We start from the raw sequence: 19,095 nt of genomic DNA, 5'->3' as shown, positions 1-19,095 counted from the left end.
CGATGACCTCAGCAAGCACCGTGGCGGTGACCGGAGACGTCTCGGTCGCCTACCCGGACCTGATCACCTTCACCACCGGCGTCTTCGAGCATCACGGCGTGCCGGCCGCGCGGGCGAGGACGGCGGCCGAGGCGCTGTGCCACGGCGACCTGACCGGCGTGCGATCCCACGGGCTGGCCAATCTGACCCGCCTCTATCTGCCCCTGTTCGCCGAGGGGCGGGCCGATCCGGTGGCGGAACCGCGGGTGCTCGCCGACCGCGGCGCCAGCGTGCTGCTCGACGGCGGCCGGGCGCTGGGCCTGTGGCTGGCCGCCGAGGCGGTGGACCTCGCCGTCGAGCGGGCCGGCGAGCACGGTGTCGGCCTGGTGTCGATCCGCAACGCCACCCACTTCGGCTGCGCGGGCTTCCACGCGGCCCGCGCCGTCCCGCACGACATGGTCGGCCTGCTGGCCGGCAACTGCGGCCGGCAGCGGATCGCCCGGCCCCCGGGCGCCCGGCCCGCGCTGCTCGGCACCAACCCGCTGAGCATCGCCGCGCCGGCCGGACCGCACCACCCCTTCGTGCTGGACATGAGCACGACGGTGGTGCCGACCGGGCGGATCCGGGCGGCCGAGCGCGCCGGCGAGACGATCCCGGTGGGCTGGCTGGAGGACACCGACGGCCGGCCGGTCACCGACCCGGGCGCGCTGGACCGCCGGGAGGCCTACGTGCAGTGGCTCGGCGGCTCGCCGGAGACCGGCGCCTTCAAGGGGTACGGGCTGGCGCTGCTGGTGGAGGTGCTGGCGGCCGCGGTCGCCGGAGCCGGACTGGGCCCCGATCCGGAGGCGTTCGGCGGTGACGGCGGCCCCACCGGCCGGGACGACGACATCGGCGTCTTCGCCCTGGCCGTCGCGCCCGGCGAACTGCGCGGCGCGGACGGCTTCCGGCAGACCGTCACCGCGCTGTTCGGCGCGCTGCTCGACAGCCCGGCGGCGCGGCCCGGCCAGGCGGTCCGCTATCCCGGCTGGTACGAGGCGGAGCGGGCCGGCGAGTACCAGCGAGACGGTGTTCCGCTCAGCGCGGCCCTCGCGGCCGAACTGCGCGCGGTCGCCGCACAGACCGGTGTCGCGTTCCCGGCGGTGAAGCGATGAGCGAGCTGCGGGTGGGGGTGATCGGCCTCGGCGTGATCTCCCGGTTCTACGTCGAGGCGTTCGCCGGGGTGCCCGGCATCCGCCTCGAAGCGGTGTGCGACCTGCGCCCGGAGGTGCTCGACCCGTTCGCCGGGCGGGCGCGGCGCTACATCGATCACCGGGCGATGCTGGCGGCCGGCGGGATCGACGCCGTCGTGGTCAACGCCCCGAACGACGTGCACCTGGAGATCTGCCGGGACGTGCTGAACGCGGGCCTGCCGGTCTGCGTGGAGAAGCCGCTGGCCCTCGACGTCGCCGGCGGCCGCGAGCTGTCCGATCTGGCCCGCGCCCGTGGGCTGACCCTGTTCACCGCCTTCCACCGCCGGTACAACGACAACGTCCTGCGACTGCGCGACGGGTTGCCGGCCGGGGTGCCGATCGCCGGCCTGACCGTGCGGTACCTGGAGAAGATCGAGGAGCACGCCGGCACGGACAGCTGGTACCTGGATCCGGGCCGGTGCGGTGGCGGCTGCGTCGCCGACAACGGGCCGAACGCGTACGACCTGGTGCGGCTCTTCCTCGGTGAGGTCTCCGTCGAGGACGTCCGGGTGACCCGGGACGGCGCGGGCGTCGACCAGCAGGCCGTCGTGGAGCTGCGGTCCACCGGCGGGGTTCCGGCCCGGGTGGAGCTGGACTGGGCCTATCCCGGTGAGATCAAGGACGTCACGGTACGGCTGGCCGACGGGACCACCGCGTACGCCGACATGCTGGCCGGCCACTCCGAGTTCAAGAGCTCGCTGTGGCACGAGTACGTCGCGGTGCTCACCGACTTCGCGGCGGCGGTGCGGGGCGGGCCGTCGTCGCACCGTGCCGAGGACGGTCTCGCCGCGCTCCGGCTGGTCGAGCGGACGTACGCCCGGGAGGCGCGATGAATCCGGCCGAGGACGGGCCGAAGCGCCCGGTCCACGCGGTGGTCGTCAAGACGCTGGTCCACCGGCGTGACGACCGCGGCATGAGCCTGGAGCCGTTCGCGAGCCGTTGCGTGCGGGCCGGCGAGGTGCACGAACTCGTCACCACCGACCACACCGAGACCGCCGCCGGCGCCCGGATCGACCGGGTCGGCTTCCTCGGGTTCGCCGAGGTCGGCAACGCCGGCGTGCTGGACCGCGGCGACGAGGTGGTGATCGGCGGCGAGGTGGTGGGCACGGTGCTCGGCTTCGACGGCTGCCACTTCCCGAACCACTACAACGTGCTGATCCACACCCCGGTGCCGGTCACCGGACCCGACCTGGGCCTGAAGCCGGAGATCGAGATCCAGTTCCGCCCGGCCCGGCGTTTCCCTTAAGGAGAACAGCATGTCAGCCAACCGTGCGATCACGTTCGACGTCGCGCTGCACGACGGCGATCCGGTCCGCTACCCGGTGCACGCCGAGCTCTTCCTGCCCGAGGGCCCGGCCCCCGACTCCGTCCAGGTCCTGATCTCCGGCCTGACCTACGACAGCCGGTACTGGACGCTGCCCGGTGAGAACGACTACGTGGCACACCAGGTCCGGGCCGGTCACGCCGTGCTGGCCCTGGACCGGATCGGCACCGGGCGCAGCGGCCGTCCGCCGGCCACCGAGGTCACCGTGGACGGCAACCTCGCGGCGCTGCACCAGGTGATCACCGCGCTGCGGGCCGGTCACGCCGGCCTGCCCACGTTCCGCCGGGTGATCGCGGTCGGGCACTCACTCGGCTCCGGTCTGGCGCTGCTGGAGGCGGCCGAGCACCGCGACGTCGACGGCGTGGTGGTCACCGGGCTCCAGCACCGTCTCGGCCCGCTCCACGACGAGGTCGCCGGCGGGCTCTACCCGGCGGCGCTGGACCCGGCGTTCGAGGCGGGCGCCCTGCCTTCGGGGTACCTCACCACCCAGCCCGGTAGGCGGGCCGACTTCTACGAGCACCCCGGCGCGGTGACGCCCGAGCTGAGCAAGTGGCACGAGGAGACGAAGTCGACGGTCACCCTCGGCGAGGGCGGCACCCTCCAGCGGATCTACGACCCGGCGGTGCCGGCCGGCGTGGAGGTCCCGGTCCTGCTGGTGGTGGGAGCCGAGGACCGGATCTTCGGCGGCGGTGACGCCGCAACGGTCCTCGCGCACGAGCGGCCGCTCTACGCGCCCGCGGCCCGGCTGGAGGTGTTCGTGCTCCCCGCCGCCGGTCATGCGCTGAACGTGCACGCGAACGCCGCGCAGTGGTTCACCGCAGCCGGCGCCTGGATCGACGGGATCCTCCGGTGACCGCCCCGGCCGCCGGCGGTCACGCGATCGTGCTCGGCGCCAGCCTCACCGGCCTGGTCATGGCCCGGGTCATGGCCGACCACGTGGAACGGGTGACGCTGATCGAACGCGACACCCTGCCGGACCGGCCCGCCTGGCGGCGCGGCGTGCCGCAGGCGCGGCACACCCACAACCTGCTCGCCGCCGGGCAGCGGGCGCTCGACGAGCTCTTCCCCGGCCTCACCGGCCAGTTGCGCACGGCCGGCATGGTGCCGGTGCGGATGCCCCGCGACATGCTGCTGCTGGTGGCCGGCGGCTGGGTGAACCGGTTCGACGGCCCGCACGTGGTGCTGACCGGAACGCGGGACCTGCTGGACCATCACGTGCGGTTCCGGCTGCGCGAGATCCCGAACGTCGACTGGCTGGAGGCCACCGAGGCGACCGGTCTGCTCGCCGCGGACGACGGTGGCGTCGCCGGGGTCCGGGTCCGCACCCGGACGGCCGGCGGCGGCACCGAGGAGAGCGACCTGCGGGCCGACCTGGTGGTGGACGCGACGGGCCGCACGTCACAGGCGGCGAACTGGCTGCGGGCCCTCGGGTACGACGCGCCGGAGGAGTCCGTGGTGGACCCCCGGACCTCCTATGCGACGTGCGTGTTCGAGCCCGGGCCGGATCACCGGCGCGACTGGAAGTGCATCCTGATCCAGTCCACCGAACGGGAACCGCGCCAGGGCATCCTCAACCCGATCGAGGGCGGCCGCTGGATGGTGTCGGTGACCGGGATGAACGGTGAACGTCCGCCACACGATCACGACGGTTTCGTGGAATTCGCGCGGGGACTGCGTACCCCGGTGCTCTACGAGGCGCTGCGCACCGCGACCCCGGTGTCGCCGGTGTACGGGTCCGGCCGTACCGAGAACCGCCGCCGGCACTACGAGAAGCTGTCCCGCTGGCCGGACCGGTTCATCGTGGCCGGTGACGCCTTCGGCTCCTTCAACCCCTCGTACGGCCAGGGCATCTCGGTGGCCGCCCGGACCGCGGTGGCGGTCGGCCGGGCGATGGCCGCGGCCCGGGAACGCAACGGCGGCCGCCTGCCGGCCGGGCTCGCGGCCCGCCTGCGCAAACCGATCGCGGCCGAGGTGAACGCGGCCTGGGCGCTGTCGGCGGCGGCCGACTCGGGCTACCCCTGGGCGCGCGAGGGCAGGCAGCCGCTGCCGGACCGGCTCGCCGGCCGGTACATGCGGCGCCTGCTCCGGGTGGTCACCGACGACCAGCGTGCGGCCACCGCGCTGTTCGACATGACGCACCTGGTCGCGCCGCCCACCGTGGTCTTCCGGCCGGGCATCGTGGCCGCGGTGCTCCGTGGCCCCCGCCGGACCGTCATCGACACCGTCACACCCCCGGCCGACCGGGGCCTGATCTTCGAGGGGGAGCGGTCATGACCGTCGACGAGAACCGCCGCATGGTGGATGTCTACCGCAATCTGGCGGGGAAGTACGACATCGTGTCGAACCGTCTGTACGTGGTCGGTCAGCGCACGATGGCCTACAAGCATCTGGCCGTGCAGCAGCTCGATCTGAAACCGGGCGACACCGTGGTGGACGCGGGCTGCGGCACCGGCCACAATCTGCCGCTGCTGTCGAAGGCGGTGGGTCCCACCGGGCGGGTCATCGGTGTCGATCTCACCGACGCCATGCTGGCCCGGGCCGACGACCGGGTGCGCCAGCACGGGCTGACCAACGTCACGCTGCAGGAGGCGGACCTGACCAGGTTCGTCTTCCCGAAGGACACCGCCGGCATCATCGCGTGTTTCTCGCTGACCCTGATCAGGGAATTCGGCACGGTGATCCAGCACGGGTTCGATGCGCTGGCGCCCGGCGGCCGGTTCGTGGCGCTGGACTACAAGCTACCGCGCTGGTGGCCGAATTTCGCGGTGCCGGCGATCGGGCCGATGGTGGCGCCGTTCGGCGGGACGCTGGAGATGGTGCGGCGCAAGCCCTTCGAGGAGGTGGCGCGCCATGCGGAGACCATGCGCATGCTGGAGCGCTACTTCGGCTGGGTGTACGTCGCCGTCGGTGTCGCGGGCGATAGATCAACAGTTTGATCGACGTTTATGTAACGTCAATCACGCCTCGCGATCTGCGCCCGGAAGGTGGGGGAACTATCTAATGGAACGACGAGAGCCGATGTAAAGGCTCGCTTGCCAATTGGTGATCTTCATCAGATGTACGGGGGCTATGAGGTGTCGCGTGACCATTTACCGGGGGTTACTGAAACGATCGATCGCTCCTCAGGATTCCTTCCGGTCGGGTCGCTGCTGCCGCTCGTCGGCCGCACGGAGGAACTCGCGATGCTCACCGGGCACCTGCTCTCCCCGGACCTCCGCATCCTGAACCTGACCGGGCCGGGTGGGGTCGGCAAGACCCGCCTGGCCCTGGCCGCCACCGAGCTCGCCGCCGCCGAGCACCCGGTCGACGTCGTCATCGCCGATCTGGCCGGGGTGACCGACGGCCGTGCGGCGCTCGCCGCCCTCGCCGAGCGGGTCTTCCCGCCGGGCGCCGGCGACGGGCACGAACTGCTGCTGGTGCTCGACGGCTGTGAGCGGGCCGCCGGCCTCGCCACCGAGCTGCATCACCTTCTCACCGCGGCGCCCCGGCTGCGGGTGCTGGCCACCAGCCGGGAAGCCCTGGGGGTGTACGGCGAGCGCCTGTTCCGGGTGGACCCGCTGCCCACGCCGCGCCAGGGCGCCCGGGCCGACCCGCTGGAGCTCGAGGAGTATTCCTCGGTGGCGCTCTTCGTGCAGCGTGCCCGGACCGTCGACCCCGCCTTCTCCCTCACCGCGGACAACGCCGCCGTGGTCGCGCGACTCTGCGCCCGGCTCGACGGACTGCCGCTGGCCATCGAGCTGTGCGCGGGGCGCCTGCGGCTGTTCTCCCTGGCCACGATGCTGACCCGGGTGCGCGCCGGCAACGGTGTGCTCACCGGGGGGCATGTGGCCGCACATCCCCGTCAGCGATCCCTGACGGCAACCATCGAGTGGAGCCTGGACGCGCTCGAACCGCCGTTGCGGGAGGCCCTGGACCGCCTCAGCCTCTGCCTCGACGGCTTCGACCTGCGAACCGTCGAGGAGCTGTGCGAGCTCACCCCCGAGGCGGCCGAGCACACGGTCGAGGCCCTCGCCGACCGGAGCCTGATCACGGCCGCCGAGCACACCGGCGACGAGCCGCGGTTCCGGATGCTGCGGACCATGGCGGCGCACTGCCGGGACCGGCTCACCCGGGTCCCCGGCCGGTTGGAGGCCGCCCGGGACCGCCACGCCCGCTACTTCGCCGCGCTCGCCGCCCGGACCGGCCCGGCCCTCGACGGGGCCACCCAGGCCACCGCCCTGAACCGGCTGCGCACCGTCCACGACGACCTGCTCGCGGCCCTGACCCACCTGAGCGCCGGCGGCCTGCACCGGGAGGTGGCCGCGCACTGCCTGAACCTCCACCGGTACTTCCTGATCGACACCCGCGCGGCGGAGGGACTGCGGCTGCTGGACGCCGCCGCCGAGCAGTGCGCCGAGACCGACCCGCCGCTCGCCGCCCGGGTCCGGGACGCGGCGGGCCAGCTGGCCACGGCCCTCGGCGACCCGGACGCCGCCGCCGATCGGCACGAGCGGGCGGTGGACGTGCTGGCCGAGGCGGTCGGCGACCCCGCGGACGCGCTCCAGGCGCGGGCCCGCGGCCGCACGGCACGCCTGCTCGCCGGCTCCGGCACCGGCCGCGACCCGGCCGCCAGGATCCTGCCGGCCCTCGACGAGTCCCGGCCCGCGGCGGCCGCGGCGGTCCGCCTGAGCCTCGCCGACGTCCTGATCCGCAACGGTGACCTGGTCGCCGCCGCGGAACACGCGGAGACCGCGCTCGCGGCGTACCGGCGTCTCGACGACACCTACGGGGAGGCCCTGGCCCTGCGGCAGGCCGCCGTCATCGCCGACGCCGAGGGCGCCGTCGAACGTGCCGACCAGCTGCACCGCCGGAGCCTGCGCATGCTGTACGAGGTCGGCGCCGAGGGCGAACTCGGCCGCGGGCTGACCCACGCCGCGCTGCTGCTGCTCTCCTGTGTGGCCGGGCAGGAGACCCGGGTCGCCCGGGTGCTCGGCACCGCCGACGCGGTGCGCGAACGTGCCGGCATCAGGCTGCTGCCCCACGAGTCGGCGGCGTTGCGGACCGCGGTGGACGACGTCCGTACCCGGCTCGGCGCCCTGGCCTTCGAGACCGCGTGGCGCATCGGCGGCCGGTCCAGCGCCGCCGCCGCGACCCTGGACCTGCTGTCCGCGCCCGGCGCCGAGCCGGTCGAGGTCCTCGACGGCAGCCGCGCCCGCACCCTGACCGCCCGCCAGTTCCAGGTCGCGATGCTGGTCGGGCAGGGCATGACGAACCGGCAGGTGGCCAAGCGGTTGGAGCTGTCGGAGTGGACGGTGATCAACCACGTCCGGCAGATCATGCGCAAGCTCGACCTGCCGTCGCGGGTGCACGTGGCTCAGTGGATCTCGCAGCAGCGGGGCGCCGAGTCCACCGGCTACGCCGAGGTCGCCGGGCGCGCCGATGCCGGCTGACCCCGATCGTGGGGATGTGCCGGGCGGCTGGAGATCTCTCGTGGTCGAGGTCCGCGTTTCGCTTCCAGCTTCATTTCCTGTACGCGTGTCGTCGTCCCGCCTTGTCGGGGCCGTTCCGTCCGCCCGGCGCGATCCTACTGCCGGCCCCCGCCTGTGCCGCGCCCGCCGGGCGTAGATCGGTTGGACCCTTTCGCATGTGCTGCCGCTCGCGCCGGGCGGGTGGTTGTGGTGGTGCTTGCCAGGCATCGGGGTGCGGCTCCGGGCCGTCACGCCGGTCGCGCCAGGTGGGTGGTGGCGCTCGATGCCCGTCGCGCCATGGGAATCCCATCGAAAGTCACTCACCGTGACCGGTCGGGCCTCGGGAGGTGAAGGCACACGGAAGCCGCCACATGGGCGGCCGTCGTGGCGGTAGGCCACGTAGGCGGCCACGATACTGCCGCCGTGCGCACCCGCCCAGCGTGACCGAAAGCAGGGGGCACAAGTGGCAACCCGCCCGGGCACCGATCTAACTCGAAAGTAGACCTACTTCCTCCCGATTAGGGCCGCTTCGCGCAGCGGAGCGGCAGGGACTCAGCCCGGCGGGCGCGGCACAGGCCGGAGTCGGCAGCGAGATCGCGCCGACCGGACGAGACCGTCCTGATAAGACGGAGCGGAGACACGCGTACCACAGAGGAGCGAGACGCGGACCGTGACCTAGCCGGGGACCGAGCCGAGCCGGGTGAGCTTCTCCGGGTTGCGGACCAGCCGGACCACGGCCACCCGGCCCTGCTCGTCGAGGTCGAGCAGGACCGCCGCGGCGATCCCGTCGGCGGTGGCGAGCAGCCCGGCGGGCCCTCCGTTGAGGTCGGCCGGGTGCGCCGCGATGTCCGGCGGGAACAGCTTGATCGAGTCGCGGAAGAACGCGAGCACGGCGTCCCAGCCGTGCAGCACCTCGCGCGGCATCTCGTTGGAGCCGTTCGCGTCGGCCCACAGCGCGACGTCGGGGGCGAGCACGTCCATCAGCCCGCTCAGGTCGCCGCCCAGGCAGACCTTCAGGAACCGGTCCGTGACGGCCCGCCGGAGCGCGGGATCGGCGTTGTACCGCGGGCGGCGTTCCCGGACGTGCGCGCGGGCCCGGGCGGCGAGCTGGCGCACCGCGGGCTCGGCACGGCCGACGGCCTCGGCAACCTCGGGGTAACCGAACTCGAAGACGTCGTGCAGCACGAAGACCGCACGCTCCAACGGCGACAGCGACTCCAGCAGCACCAGCATGGCCATCGAGACGGACTCGGTCCGCGCCACCGGCTCGTCGGCGCCCGGCGCACTCGGCAGCGGCTCGGGCAGCCAGGGTCCGATGTACGCCTCCCGGCGCACCCGCTCGCGGCGGAGGTGGTCGATCGCCAGCCGGGTGGCCGTGCGCACCAGGAAGGCGCGCGGGTCACGAACCGTCCCGGGCTCCACCCGGTGCCAGCGCAGCCACGTCTCCTGGACCACGTCCTCGGCGTCGGCGGTGCTGCCGGTCATCCGGTACGTCAGCTGGAAGAGCAGCCCGCGATGGCGCTGGAAATCGTCGGTGGACACGGTCTGTCCGGACACGTGCGGCCTCCTGCCGTGGCTGCCGATCTCGTTTCTCACCTTACTTCGCACGCCATGTCACAGACGACGGGAACCCCGCGTCGTATGGGCCGAACGCACCGACGCGGAACCGAAAATCCGAGGAGACGTGATAGTGAGGAAGTTGCAAGGAAATCCGTGGGCCGTGCTCGTCACCCTGTGCCTCGGCTTCTTCATGGTCCTGCTGGACACCACCATCGTGAACATCGCGATTCCCAGCCTGACCGCCGATCTGGGCGCCTCGTTCGACGAGATTCTGTGGATCGTCAACGCCTACACCCTGGTGTTCGCGGCGCTGCTGCTGGTCGGCAGCCGGCTGGGTGACGTGCTCGGCCGGCGTTCGATGCTGATCACCGGTGTCCTGGTCTTCACCGTCGCCTCGCTGCTGTGCGGCCTGGCGCAGACCTCCGAGCAGCTGATCGGCGCCCGCGCGTTGCAGGGTGTCGGCGGCATGCTGTTGCTGCCGCAGACGCTGGCGCTGATCACGATGGTCTTCCCGCGCGAGAAGCGGGGCACCGCCTTCGGGGTGTGGAGCGGTGTCGCCGGCCTGGCCCCGGTGGCCGGCCCGATCGTGGGCGGTGTGCTGGTCGACAACGCGTCCTGGCGCTGGATCTTCTACGTCAACGTGCCGATCGGTCTCGCGGTGCTCGCCCTCGCGGTGCTCGTGATCCCGGCCACACCCCGGATCGGCCGCTCGATCGACCCGCTGGGCGCGCTGCTCTCCACCGCGGGCCTGACCGCGGTGATCTACGCGCTGATCGAGGGTGAGCGCTACGACTGGGGCCGGATCAACGCGGTCTTCTCCATCCCGCTGCTGCTGGGCGCGGGTCTGCTGCTGCTCGCCCTCTTCGTCGCCGACCAGTGGTGGCGCCGTGACCGCAACCCGCTGCTGCCGCTGGGCCTCTTCGCCGGCCGCGACTTCTCGGTGATGGCCTTCGTGACGACCGCCGTCCTGTTCTCGGTGGCCGCGCTCCTGCTGCCGCTGACCCTCTACCTCCAGTCGGTGCTGGACCTGTCGCCGCTGCAGGCCGGGCTGGTGCTGGCCCCGCCGTCGATCGTCCAGTTGCTGATCGCCCCGTTCGCGGGCAAGCTCGCCGACCGGGTCGGCGGCAAGTTCATCCTCTTCGGAGGCCTGGTCCTGTTCGCGACCGGCTTCGGGATCCTCGCGGCCACCGCCGAGGCCGACTCGTCCCGCCTGTCCCTGATGCCGGGTCTGCTCGTCGCGGGCGTCGGCATGGGCGCCGTCTTCGCGCCGATGAACACGCTGGCCATGCGGGGCGTCACGGTGCAGATGGCCGGCGCGGCGTCCGGGGTGATCAGCCTCGCCCGCCAGTTCGGGTCCGTGCTCGGCGGCGCCGCCGTCGGCGCGCTGTTGCAGGCCCAGCTGTCGAGCCGGATCGTCGTGGCGGCGTCCGACCGGGCCGGCGAGGTGCCGCCGGGTGTGCGCGACGGGTTCGTGGCCGCCATGCGCAGCATCGCCGACGGCAGCGCCTCCTTCTCGCCGCTGGCCGCGCTGGCCCGCCTCGGCATCCCGGAGGCCCAGCGGGCGCAGGTCAGCGCGCTGGCCGCCGAGGTGTTCGGGCGGAGCTTCACCGAGGCGCTGCGCCCCACGCTGCTGCTGCCCATCGCGACCCTGGTGGTCGCCGCCCTCCTCTGCCTGCTGCTGTCCAACCGCGACGCGGTTCCGGCCGCCCCCGAGCGGCCGGGGACCGAGGACGCCACCGAGCCGGCGACCGCTGTCCAGCAGGTTCGCTGATCCGTTCCACTTCGACCCGAAAGGCACAACCATGACCGACAGCTTCGGCGTCCGCTACCTCACCGCGGTGGCCTCCGCGGACTACGACACCCTGACCGAGATGTACGCCGACGACGTCGTCTTCTACACCCCGTTCCGCCGCGGTGACACCGGCGCCGCCTTCATCAAGGGCTTCCTCGCGGCGTTCCACCGGGCGCACCCGGGGCTCACGGCCTCGCTGCACGACGAGTTCAGCAACGCCGACGGCACCAGGGTCACGCTCCGGATGAGCATCCGGTGGCACAACACCGGGCCGTTCATGACCTTCCCGCCCACCGGAGCCGAGGGCGTGGAGAGCGAGATCCACACCTTCCGGCTGCGTGACGGCCGGATCGTCGAGCAGTGGGTGGGCCACAACACCCTCGGCCTGACCCGCCAGCAGCTGACCGACTGGCAGATGCCCCTGCCGCAGGACGAACAGGATCCGGCTCCGGCGATCGTGACCGTCCAGGCGACGCCGGTCGAGGTCGGCTGACACCGAGAAGAGGAGATCGAGATGCCGTCGTCAACGGTCCTGGCCGAGGAACAGAGCGATTTCGCCGCGCTGGCCCGGGCGTTGCGGCCACCGCCGTACGTCGCCGACCGGTTCTATGCCGCGGGCTGGTGGCGGCGGCAGACCATCCTGCACGACCTCTACCTGGTGGCCGCGCGCTACCCGGACCGGCCGGCTTTCCTGCTGCACCAGGCGGCCGCCGGCCGTACCGTCACCATGCGGTACGCCCAGTTGGTGCAGCACGTCGACCGCTTCGCCCGGGCACTGCTCGCCCTCGGGGTCCGCCGCGGCGATCCGGTGGTGGTCCAGCTGCCCAACTCGTGGGAGGCGATCGCCCTCCTGCTGGCCTGCCTGCGTGCCGGTGCGGTCGCGGTGCCGGTCTCCCCGTCGGTCCGCCAACGGGAACTCGAACGCGTGCTGCGGATGACCCAGGCGACGGTGTGCGTGGTGCCCGACCAGTGGCACGGCTTCCCGCACGCCGAGGCGCTGGCCGAGGTGGCCCCCCGGCTGCTCTGGCTGCGGCACCGGGTGGTGCTCGGCGACGCGGCCGCCACCGGGGCGATCGACTTCGCCGGCTTCTTCGTGCACACCTGGCACGACCTGCCGGACGCGCCGCACCGGCTCACCCTCGACGACCCGGACCGGGCGTCCATGGTGGTCTTCACGTCGGGCAGCACCGGCGAGATGAAGGCGGTCCTGCACAGCCACAACACGTTCCGCTGCGGGACCGGCGCCCATGCCGCCGTGCAGGAGCGGGGCTGGGGTGAGAACGAGGTGTTCGCGACACCGTTCGCGGCGTACGACACCACCTCACTGCTGTTCGCGGTGTGGGGGCCCATCCTCTCCGGCGGCACCGGGATCTTCCTGGACCGCTGGGACCCGGAGGTCATGCTCGACGTGGCGGACAGCGCGGGCGTCACCCAGCTGTCCGCCGCGCCGCCGCACTGGCAGGAGCTGGCGGCCGCCCAGCGCCGCCGGCCCCGCGCGCTCAGCCGGCTGCGGACCGCCATCACCACCGGCGCCGCCATGCGACCGGCCATGTTGCAGGAGGTGTCGGCCGCGTTCGGCAAGCCGATGCACCGGGTGTGGGGGATGACCGAGACCGGCATGGGCATCCGCACCCGCCCGGACGCCCCACCCGCGGCGGACGACCTCCAGGTGGGGTACCCGGTGACCGGCCTGGAGACCGATCTGGTGTCCACCGGGGAGGCCGACGAGATCTTCCCGATGCGGGTCCGTGGGCCGTCCGTCTGCCTGGGCGTGTGGCACGACCAGCTCACCGTGCGCGAGACCTGGAAGCACGACGACGGCTGGTTCTCCACCGGGGATCTCGTCACCCGCGAGACGAGCGGGGCGATGCGCATCGCCGGGCGCGTCGACGACCGGATCGGCCACCCGCACATGATCCCGGTGCAGGAGGTCGAGATGGAGCTGGCCCGGCATCCCGCGGTGCGCGAGGTCGCGGTGGTGGGGTATGTCGACCAGCGCGGCGGCGAGCGGCCGTGCGCGGTGGTGGTTCCCCACGGGGTCCCGCCGACCCTGACCGAACTGCGCGACTACCTGACGTGGCGGGGGATGACCGGCTGGTACCGGCCGACCCGGCTGGAGGTGGCGGCCGCGCTGCCCCGCAGCCACGTCGGCAAGATCCGCAAGGACGTGCTGCGCCGCTGGATCGCCGGCGCCGAGGTGCCGGACTGAGCGTGGATCGTGAGGTCCGGTCGGTCGGGCTTTCGGCGGTGAACGCACACGAAAGCCGCCACGTGGGCGGCCATCGCGGCGATAGGCCATGTAGGCGACCACAACACCGTCGCCGTGCGCGCCTGGGCCGGCCTGCCCGGGCACCGATCTCAGTCCGGCGGGCGCGGCACAGGCCGCAGCGGGCAGCAGGCACGCGTCGACCGGACGGGACGGTCCTGAAGAGGCGGGACGAGGACACGCGCGTACCTCTGAAGGAGCGAACGTGGACCTCGACCACGAAAGGTCTTCAGCCGCTGACGGCCCGGGCGAGCAGGCCGACCGCCCGGGTCAGGATCTCCGGGGTGCCGGTGAAGGGGATCCGCAGATGACGCGTGAGCGTCCCGTCGGCGGAGAAGACCGGCCCGGGTGATAGTCGCAGGCCCAGGCCGGCGGCGCGGGTGGCGACCGTCCGGGCGTCGGCGCCGTGCAGCCGCAGCCACAGGCACAGGCCGCCCGGCGGAAGCGTGAAACTCCAGTCACCGGCGCCGTCGAGCAGGCCGGCCAGATGGTCGCGCTGGGCGCGCAGCCGGTCCCGGCGGTCGCGCAGCAACTCGCCCGGATCGCTGAGCAGCTCGCAGGCGATGAGCTGTTCCAGCGGCGGCGGCGCCAGCCGGGCCTGCAACGGGTTCAGCCGGAGCTCCCGGACGCGCGACGCGGCGGCGCGGATCCAGCCGACGCGCAGCCCGCCCCAGACGAGCTTGCTGGTGGATCCGATGGTGACCACCCCGGGCCCGGCCAGGTGCGGGATCGGGCCGGGCGGGTCGCGCAGGTCCAGGTCGCGCAGCGTCTCGTCGACGATCACCGTCATGTCGTGGCGTGCGGCCAGATCGGCCACCCCGGCCCGCAGCTCGGGCGGCATGAGCGCGCCGGTCGGATTGTGGAAGTCCGGTGTCACATAGGCCAGTGCCGGCCGGGCTGCCCGCACGGTACGGGCCAGACGGTCGGCGTCCCAGCCGCCGGACGTCATCGGCACCGCCGCGAACCGGGTGTGGCGCCGCCGCAGGACACCGAGCGCCCCGTGGTAGGTGGGGCTCTCCACCAGGATCGGGCGCACCGGATCGGCCAGGTGGTCGGCCAGCAGGGTGAGGGCGGCCCGTGCCCCGGAGGTGACCAGGATCTGCTCCGGCCGGGTGGGCAGCCCCTCGCGCGAGTACCGGTCGGCCAGCAGCTCCCGCAGTCGCGGCAGGCCCGCGTCCGGCTCGGCGGCGTCCACCAGCAGGGTCGCCGACCGTTGCACGGCCCGCCGGGAGGCCTCCAGATAGGCGGCGTGCGGAGCGGCGGGCACCGCGCGGGTGAGATCCAGCCCGTCGCCCTCGGTCACCGACCACGGGGCGGTGCGGCCGGTCACCGACGGTGGCAGCCGGATGGCGCTGCCGCTGCCGTGCCGGGTCCGCAGCCAGCCCGCGTCGCGCAGCGTGGCCAGGGCGGTCACGACCGTGCCCCGGCTCACCCGCAGCGCCGCGGCCAGGGCGCGTTCCGACGGCAGCCGGGTGCCGACCGGGATCCGCCCGTCGACGACGGCGGACCGGACCGCGGTGGCGAGCGCGCCGGCGAGTGGGCCCGGCACCTGCCGCCAGCCGCCCAGGAGAGCGGCGAAGCCGGACTCGGGAACCTCAGGCACTGGTCCACTTTGCCACAGGTGGACCAGGACCCGGCTCGGCGCGGGACATAGCGTCCCCGGCGCCGAGTAGCTGAGAGTCGAGGGAGCCGAGCGTGAACCGGTGGTGGCGACGGACCGCGGGCGGGCTGCCGGCGACGTTCTGGTACCTGTGGACCGCCTCCCTGATCAACCGGACCGGGGCGGTGGGGCAGCTCTACCTGGGGGTCTACCTGCTGACCGTGCGGGATTTCGACGCCGGGTACGCCGGACTGGTCATCGGCCTGGGCGGCATCGGCACCGCACTGGGTGCGCTGCCGGGCGGGATCCTGGCCGACCGCTGGGGACGGCGCCCGGCGATGCTCGTCGCGGGGGCGCCGGCGGCGATCGTCATGGTTGCGCTCGGGCGCGCCTCCGACCGTACGATGATCGCGGTCTTAGTGGTTTTGATCGGGTTTTGCCTGGGCGCCGTCCGGCCCGCGTTCACCGCGTCCATCATCGACGTCGTCGCCGTCGCGGACCGGAGCCGGGCCCTGAACCTGAACTACTGGGCGTTCAACCTCGGCTCGGGCGCGGCGGCGCTGCTTGCGGGGATGCTGGTCCGGACCGACCCGGCGTCGCTGTTCGCGGTGAACGGCGCGGTGCTGATGGCGTCGACCGTGCTGCTGGCGGTCAAGGTGCCCGAGACCCGCCCCGCGGTGGCGGCGGCGACCGGGCGGGGTGGGCTCGGCGTCGTCGTCCGGGACCGGGTGTTCATGACCTTCGTGGGGCTCGCCATGCTCGGGTGGACGATGATCGAGACCAACAAGATGCTGCCGGTCGCGATCGTCGCCGACGGCCTGGACGTGACGTCCTACGGCCGGGTCATCGTGGTCAACATGGTGCTGATCGTGGCCGGGCAGCTCGTCCTGCCCCGGCTGGTCGATCACCGGCGGCGCGAGCACGTGCTGGCCGCCTCGGTGGTGCTCGCCGGCGCCGGGTTCGGGCTGGTCACCCTGGCCGACACGCTGTGGGCGTACGCGCTGACCGTCGCCGTCTGGACCGTCGGCGAGATGCTGATGACGGTGGCCAACTCCGCCCTCGCCGTGGAACTCGCCCCACCCGGGGCGCGCGGCCGCTACCAGGGCGTCTTCAATTTCGGGTTGACCGCCGCGATGTTCCTCGGCCCGGCGGCCGGCGGGCTGGTGGTCACCCGGTTCGGGCCGGACACGCTGTGGGTCGCGGTGTTCTGTCTCGGGCTGCTGCTGGCGGTGGCGCACCTGGCCGCCAGGCCGGGATCAGCGGCGGCAGCGGTAGACGACCGGCGCCGTGGCCTGCACCGGTGACGGCTCGATGATGTTGACGGTGGCGGTCTCGGTGGCCGTGCCGACGCCGCTGAACGTCCAGGTGAGCGTGAGGGTGGCGATGTCCTGTCCGCGGCCCACCCGTTCGGTGAGCACCGGCCCCGGCGGCGCGTCCGAGCGGAACCACTGGTAGCGGATCGTGCCGCCGCGGCCGTTGGTGCGCACGGTGGCGACCACGTCGACGGCGACGTCGCAGCGGTTTCCGGCGGGCCGGGGCACGGCCACCGTGGCGCCCTCCACCTCGAGCGGGCGCAGCCGCTGCCACAGGTAGAGGCCGACCACCACGACCAGCGCGAGGGTCAGCAGGCCGGAGACCAGCGACACCAGCCGGCGCAGCAGCGGGCGCGGGCGGGTGGCCGGGGCGGCGGCCGGCCAGGCGGGGGTGGCCACCGGGGTCGCCGGCACGCCGGGCCCGAAGCGCATCTCGCTGTGGGTGCGGATGGTCGGCTCGGACTCACCGCCGGCGTGGACGGTCGGCGCGGGCGGAGGGCCCGCGTGGACGGTAGGGGCGAGCGGCGGCCCGGACAGGTGCACGGTCTGGTCGGGCGAGCCGATGGAGACGGTCGCGTCCGGGTCGGCGAAGCGGGCGGTGCGCTCGTCAGGAGAACCGACATAGGCGGTGCGCTCGTCTGATGAACCGATATAGGCGGTGCGCTCGTCGGGAGTGCCGGGGCGGCCGATGGTCCGCCACGGATCGGCGGGCTCCGGCATCGCCCGCTGGTCGAAGGGTTCCTCCGGCACGGCGTACTCCTAACCGGGGCTGCAGATGTTGTCGAGGGTCACGTACACCGGTGACGCCGACCGGCCCGAGTTGCCGGCGGCGTCGACGGCGACGACGGAGATCGGGATCCGGGTGGCCACCTTGGGCATCGGCAGCGAGGTGAGCGTCCCCCGGAAGAGGTTACGGCCCGCCGAGCTCATCGCGACGGTCGAGGTGGCGCCGTTCAGGGTGTAGCGGAAGGTCACCTTCAGCTCGGCCGCCCCGCTCACGTCGTCGGTGACGGTGGTCGTGACGGTGCTCGAGCGGTTGCCGTAGGTGCACTTCTCCGACTCCAGCCTGGTCGGGCTCGCCCGGACCGCGCCGACCGTGGGTGCAACGGTGTCGGGCGGCGGCGTGGGGGAGGTGCTGACCGACGGGCTCGGCGCGGCCGAGGGGGTGGTCGTGGTGGTGGCCGGCGTGGACGGTGACCGGGTGACCGGGGCCGTCGTCGCGGTCGGGCCGGTCGTGGCGTCCGGCGTCTCCGGGCTCTCCGTGGCCGGCGTGACCGTGGGTGTCGCCGACGCGGCCGGGGGGATCACGCTGGACGGCCCGGCGGGCGCCGGGGCGGCGGCGGTGGGGCTGCCGGCCTCACCCGCCGCGATGATTGGGGAGACGTCGTCGGCGGCGGCGAAGCGGTATCCCGCCCCGCCGATCACCAGGGTCGCGACGACGGCGGCCGCGGCGAACACGGTCACCTTGCGGCTGCGGCGGCCGGTGGCGGTGCCGGCGCCGACGGTCGTGGAGGCGAGGCTGGTGGCGTTCTCGGCGCGGTCGGGGAACGGCCACAGCATGGCGAGCAGGGCGGCCCGGCGGGCCAGCTCGCGCAGCCCGCGGTCCTCCCAGTCCGGCCCGTACGCCGCACCGGCCACCCGCTCCAGGATGTCAAGGAAGGCGAGGGCGTGTGGCGGCCGGTCGGCGGGCTGCTTGGCCAGGCCGTGCCGGAGCAGGTCGTGCACCGGCGCCGGGGCCGGATCGGTCGGGATGGGCGCGTTGGCGTGCTGGTCGTGCAGGGCGAACAGGTTCGCCCCGTCGTACGGCGGCCGGCCGGTGAGGCACTCGTAGAAGGTGGCGGTGGCGGCGTAGATGTCGCAGGCGGGTGTCGCCGGGGCGCCGGTCCACTGCTCGGGGGCCATGTAGCGGGGCGTGCCGGTGACGACGGTGCCGGTGCCCTGACCTGCCTGCGTGGCGATGCCGAAGTCGGCGAGCTTGCTCAGCCCGTCGCCGGTGACCAGCACGTTCTCCGGTTTGTAGTCCCGGTGCACGACGCCGTGGCCGTGCGCCGCGGCCAGCCCGGCGAGGGAGCCCTTCAGCACCACCAGCGCCGACTCGGGGGTGGTCGGGCCGTTCTCCCGCAGCATCTGCCGCAGTGACACCCCGTTGACCAGCTCCATCACGATCGCCGCGCCGTCGGCGGTCTCCACGTACTCGTAGAGGCGGGAGACGTGCGGGTCGTCGATCTCGCCGAGCAGCCGCGCCTCCCGGCGGAACGCGGCCCGGAAGGCGGCGTCGTCGCCGAGCACGTGCACCAGGTACTTGATGGCGACCGGGGTACCGGTCTCGTCGTGGGTGGCGAGCACGACGGTGCCCGACGCGCCGGCGCCGAGCTGACGAACGGTCGTGTAGCCGGACAACTGCCAGCTGCTCATGTCGACCTACTCCACCATCCAAGGGGCGGAGGCCCCCTCCGCCGCGCCGATCATTCTGGTCGCGGAACAGCCACCCGGGGGATCAGCGCATCGGGTGATTTCCCCGGCCGGATCGGCGACCTCGAATGCGTTCAGGACTCGAACGTGTGCTGACCAGGCCGACGCTATCT

At 73.4% G+C, this 19,095-nt stretch carries 15 protein-coding genes; 11 read left to right on the top strand and 4 right to left on the bottom strand.

Annotation, left to right across the window (positions count from 1 at the left end):
- The first annotated feature begins 2 nt into the window (after positions 1–2).
- From IEZ13_RS26805 to IEZ13_RS26775, 7 genes are all read left to right on the top strand, one after another.
- Positions 3–1,130 carry an Ldh family oxidoreductase gene (locus IEZ13_RS26805; RefSeq protein ID WP_183223945.1) on the top strand — a complete coding sequence of 376 codons (1,128 nt, stop codon included), beginning with the start codon at positions 3–5 and terminating at the stop codon, positions 1,128–1,130.
- The gene (locus IEZ13_RS26800) at positions 1,127–2,041 is read left to right on the top strand and encodes a Gfo/Idh/MocA family protein (RefSeq protein WP_183223943.1); all 915 of its coding nucleotides are present in this window, start codon (positions 1,127–1,129) and stop codon (positions 2,039–2,041) included. The genes IEZ13_RS26805 and IEZ13_RS26800 overlap by 4 nt, the downstream gene beginning before the upstream one ends.
- Entirely contained in the window at positions 2,038–2,454 is a 417-nt protein-coding gene (locus IEZ13_RS26795; RefSeq protein WP_183223941.1) for a DUF6917 domain-containing protein, read from the top strand. The genes IEZ13_RS26800 and IEZ13_RS26795 overlap by 4 nt, the downstream gene beginning before the upstream one ends.
- 10 nt (positions 2,455–2,464) lie before the next feature.
- Positions 2,465–3,385, top strand: a complete 921-nt coding sequence (locus IEZ13_RS26790) for an alpha/beta hydrolase (RefSeq protein WP_183223939.1) — start codon at positions 2,465–2,467, stop codon at positions 3,383–3,385.
- Positions 3,382–4,806: an NAD(P)/FAD-dependent oxidoreductase gene (locus tag IEZ13_RS26785; RefSeq protein ID WP_183223937.1), complete on the top strand. Its 1,425-nt coding sequence runs from the start codon at positions 3,382–3,384 to the stop codon at positions 4,804–4,806. The genes IEZ13_RS26790 and IEZ13_RS26785 overlap by 4 nt, the downstream gene beginning before the upstream one ends.
- Positions 4,803–5,468, top strand: coding sequence for a class I SAM-dependent methyltransferase (locus tag IEZ13_RS26780; RefSeq protein ID WP_183223935.1), 666 nt, complete (start codon positions 4,803–4,805; stop codon positions 5,466–5,468). Before IEZ13_RS26785 ends, IEZ13_RS26780 begins: the two co-directional genes overlap by 4 nt.
- A 246-nt stretch (positions 5,469–5,714) precedes the next feature.
- Positions 5,715–7,961, top strand: a complete 2,247-nt coding sequence (locus tag IEZ13_RS26775) for an ATP-binding protein (RefSeq protein ID WP_183223933.1) — start codon at positions 5,715–5,717, stop codon at positions 7,959–7,961.
- Positions 7,962–8,654: 693 nt separating this feature from the next.
- Here IEZ13_RS26775 and sigJ read toward each other — a convergent pair.
- Positions 8,655–9,536, bottom strand: coding sequence for an RNA polymerase sigma factor SigJ (gene sigJ, locus IEZ13_RS26770; protein WP_183223931.1), 882 nt, complete (start codon positions 9,534–9,536; stop codon positions 8,655–8,657).
- A gap of 133 nt (positions 9,537–9,669) precedes the next feature.
- Between sigJ and IEZ13_RS26765 the strand changes: the two genes are divergently transcribed.
- From IEZ13_RS26765 to IEZ13_RS26755, 3 genes are read left to right on the top strand one after another with little or no spacing between them, the layout of a single operon-like run.
- The gene (locus tag IEZ13_RS26765) at positions 9,670–11,310 is read left to right on the top strand and encodes an MFS transporter (RefSeq protein WP_183223929.1); all 1,641 of its coding nucleotides are present in this window, start codon (positions 9,670–9,672) and stop codon (positions 11,308–11,310) included.
- Positions 11,311–11,341: 31 nt separating this feature from the next.
- Positions 11,342–11,824 carry an ester cyclase gene (locus IEZ13_RS26760; protein WP_183223927.1) on the top strand — a complete coding sequence of 161 codons (483 nt, stop codon included), beginning with the start codon at positions 11,342–11,344 and terminating at the stop codon, positions 11,822–11,824.
- Positions 11,825–11,845: 21 nt separating this feature from the next.
- Positions 11,846–13,540, top strand: a complete 1,695-nt coding sequence (locus tag IEZ13_RS26755; RefSeq protein ID WP_183223925.1) for an AMP-binding protein — start codon at positions 11,846–11,848, stop codon at positions 13,538–13,540.
- Positions 13,541–13,826: 286 nt separating this feature from the next.
- Here the strand turns inward: IEZ13_RS26755 and IEZ13_RS26750 are convergent, their stop codons facing one another.
- Positions 13,827–15,200 carry an aminotransferase-like domain-containing protein gene (locus IEZ13_RS26750; protein ID WP_183223923.1) on the bottom strand — a complete coding sequence of 458 codons (1,374 nt, stop codon included), beginning with the start codon at positions 15,198–15,200 and terminating at the stop codon, positions 13,827–13,829.
- 92 nt (positions 15,201–15,292) lie between these two features.
- Between IEZ13_RS26750 and IEZ13_RS26745 the strand changes: the two genes are divergently transcribed.
- Positions 15,293–16,501, top strand: coding sequence for an MFS transporter (locus IEZ13_RS26745; protein ID WP_183223921.1), 1,209 nt, complete (start codon positions 15,293–15,295; stop codon positions 16,499–16,501).
- On the opposite strand, the gene IEZ13_RS46815 is transcribed toward IEZ13_RS26745, so the two are convergent.
- Both IEZ13_RS46815 and IEZ13_RS26735 read right to left on the bottom strand, forming a co-directional pair.
- Positions 16,454–17,260, bottom strand: coding sequence for a hypothetical protein (locus tag IEZ13_RS46815; protein ID WP_229795066.1), 807 nt, complete (start codon positions 17,258–17,260; stop codon positions 16,454–16,456). The two genes, IEZ13_RS26745 and IEZ13_RS46815, sit on opposite strands and share 48 nt — an antisense overlap.
- 9 nt (positions 17,261–17,269) lie before the next feature.
- Complete coding sequence (locus tag IEZ13_RS26735) at positions 17,270–18,925, bottom strand: serine/threonine-protein kinase (protein WP_183223918.1); 1,656 nt, start codon at positions 18,923–18,925, stop codon at positions 17,270–17,272.
- Positions 18,926–19,095 lie beyond the last annotated feature (170 nt).

The sequence above is a fragment of the Actinoplanes campanulatus genome (assembly GCF_014647795.1).
In the GTDB taxonomy this organism is placed as follows: Bacteria; Actinomycetota; Actinomycetes; order Mycobacteriales; family Micromonosporaceae; genus Actinoplanes; species Actinoplanes campanulatus.
The sequence above is the reverse complement of the archived record's forward strand: the minus strand, read 5'-3'. Positions and strand labels throughout refer to the sequence as shown.

What these genes read in the sequence shown, in the direction of transcription:
- IEZ13_RS26805 (WP_183223945.1), top strand. Translation starts at nt 3, where the DNA reads ATGACCTCAGCAAGCACCGTGGCGGTGACCGGAGACGTCTCGGTCGCC.
- IEZ13_RS26800 (WP_183223943.1), top strand. Translation starts at nt 1,127, where the DNA reads ATGAGCGAGCTGCGGGTGGGGGTGATCGGCCTCGGCGTGATCTCCCGG.
- IEZ13_RS26760 (WP_183223927.1), top strand. Translation starts at nt 11,342, where the DNA reads ATGACCGACAGCTTCGGCGTCCGCTACCTCACCGCGGTGGCCTCCGCG.
- IEZ13_RS26735 (WP_183223918.1), bottom strand. Translation starts at nt 18,925, where the DNA reads ATGAGCAGCTGGCAGTTGTCCGGCTACACGACCGTTCGTCAGCTCGGC.
- IEZ13_RS26755 (WP_183223925.1), top strand. Translation starts at nt 11,846, where the DNA reads ATGCCGTCGTCAACGGTCCTGGCCGAGGAACAGAGCGATTTCGCCGCG.
- IEZ13_RS26795 (WP_183223941.1), top strand. Translation starts at nt 2,038, where the DNA reads ATGAATCCGGCCGAGGACGGGCCGAAGCGCCCGGTCCACGCGGTGGTC.
- IEZ13_RS26775 (WP_183223933.1), top strand. Translation starts at nt 5,715, where the DNA reads ATGCTCACCGGGCACCTGCTCTCCCCGGACCTCCGCATCCTGAACCTG.
- IEZ13_RS26780 (WP_183223935.1), top strand. Translation starts at nt 4,803, where the DNA reads ATGACCGTCGACGAGAACCGCCGCATGGTGGATGTCTACCGCAATCTG.
- IEZ13_RS26790 (WP_183223939.1), top strand. Translation starts at nt 2,465, where the DNA reads ATGTCAGCCAACCGTGCGATCACGTTCGACGTCGCGCTGCACGACGGC.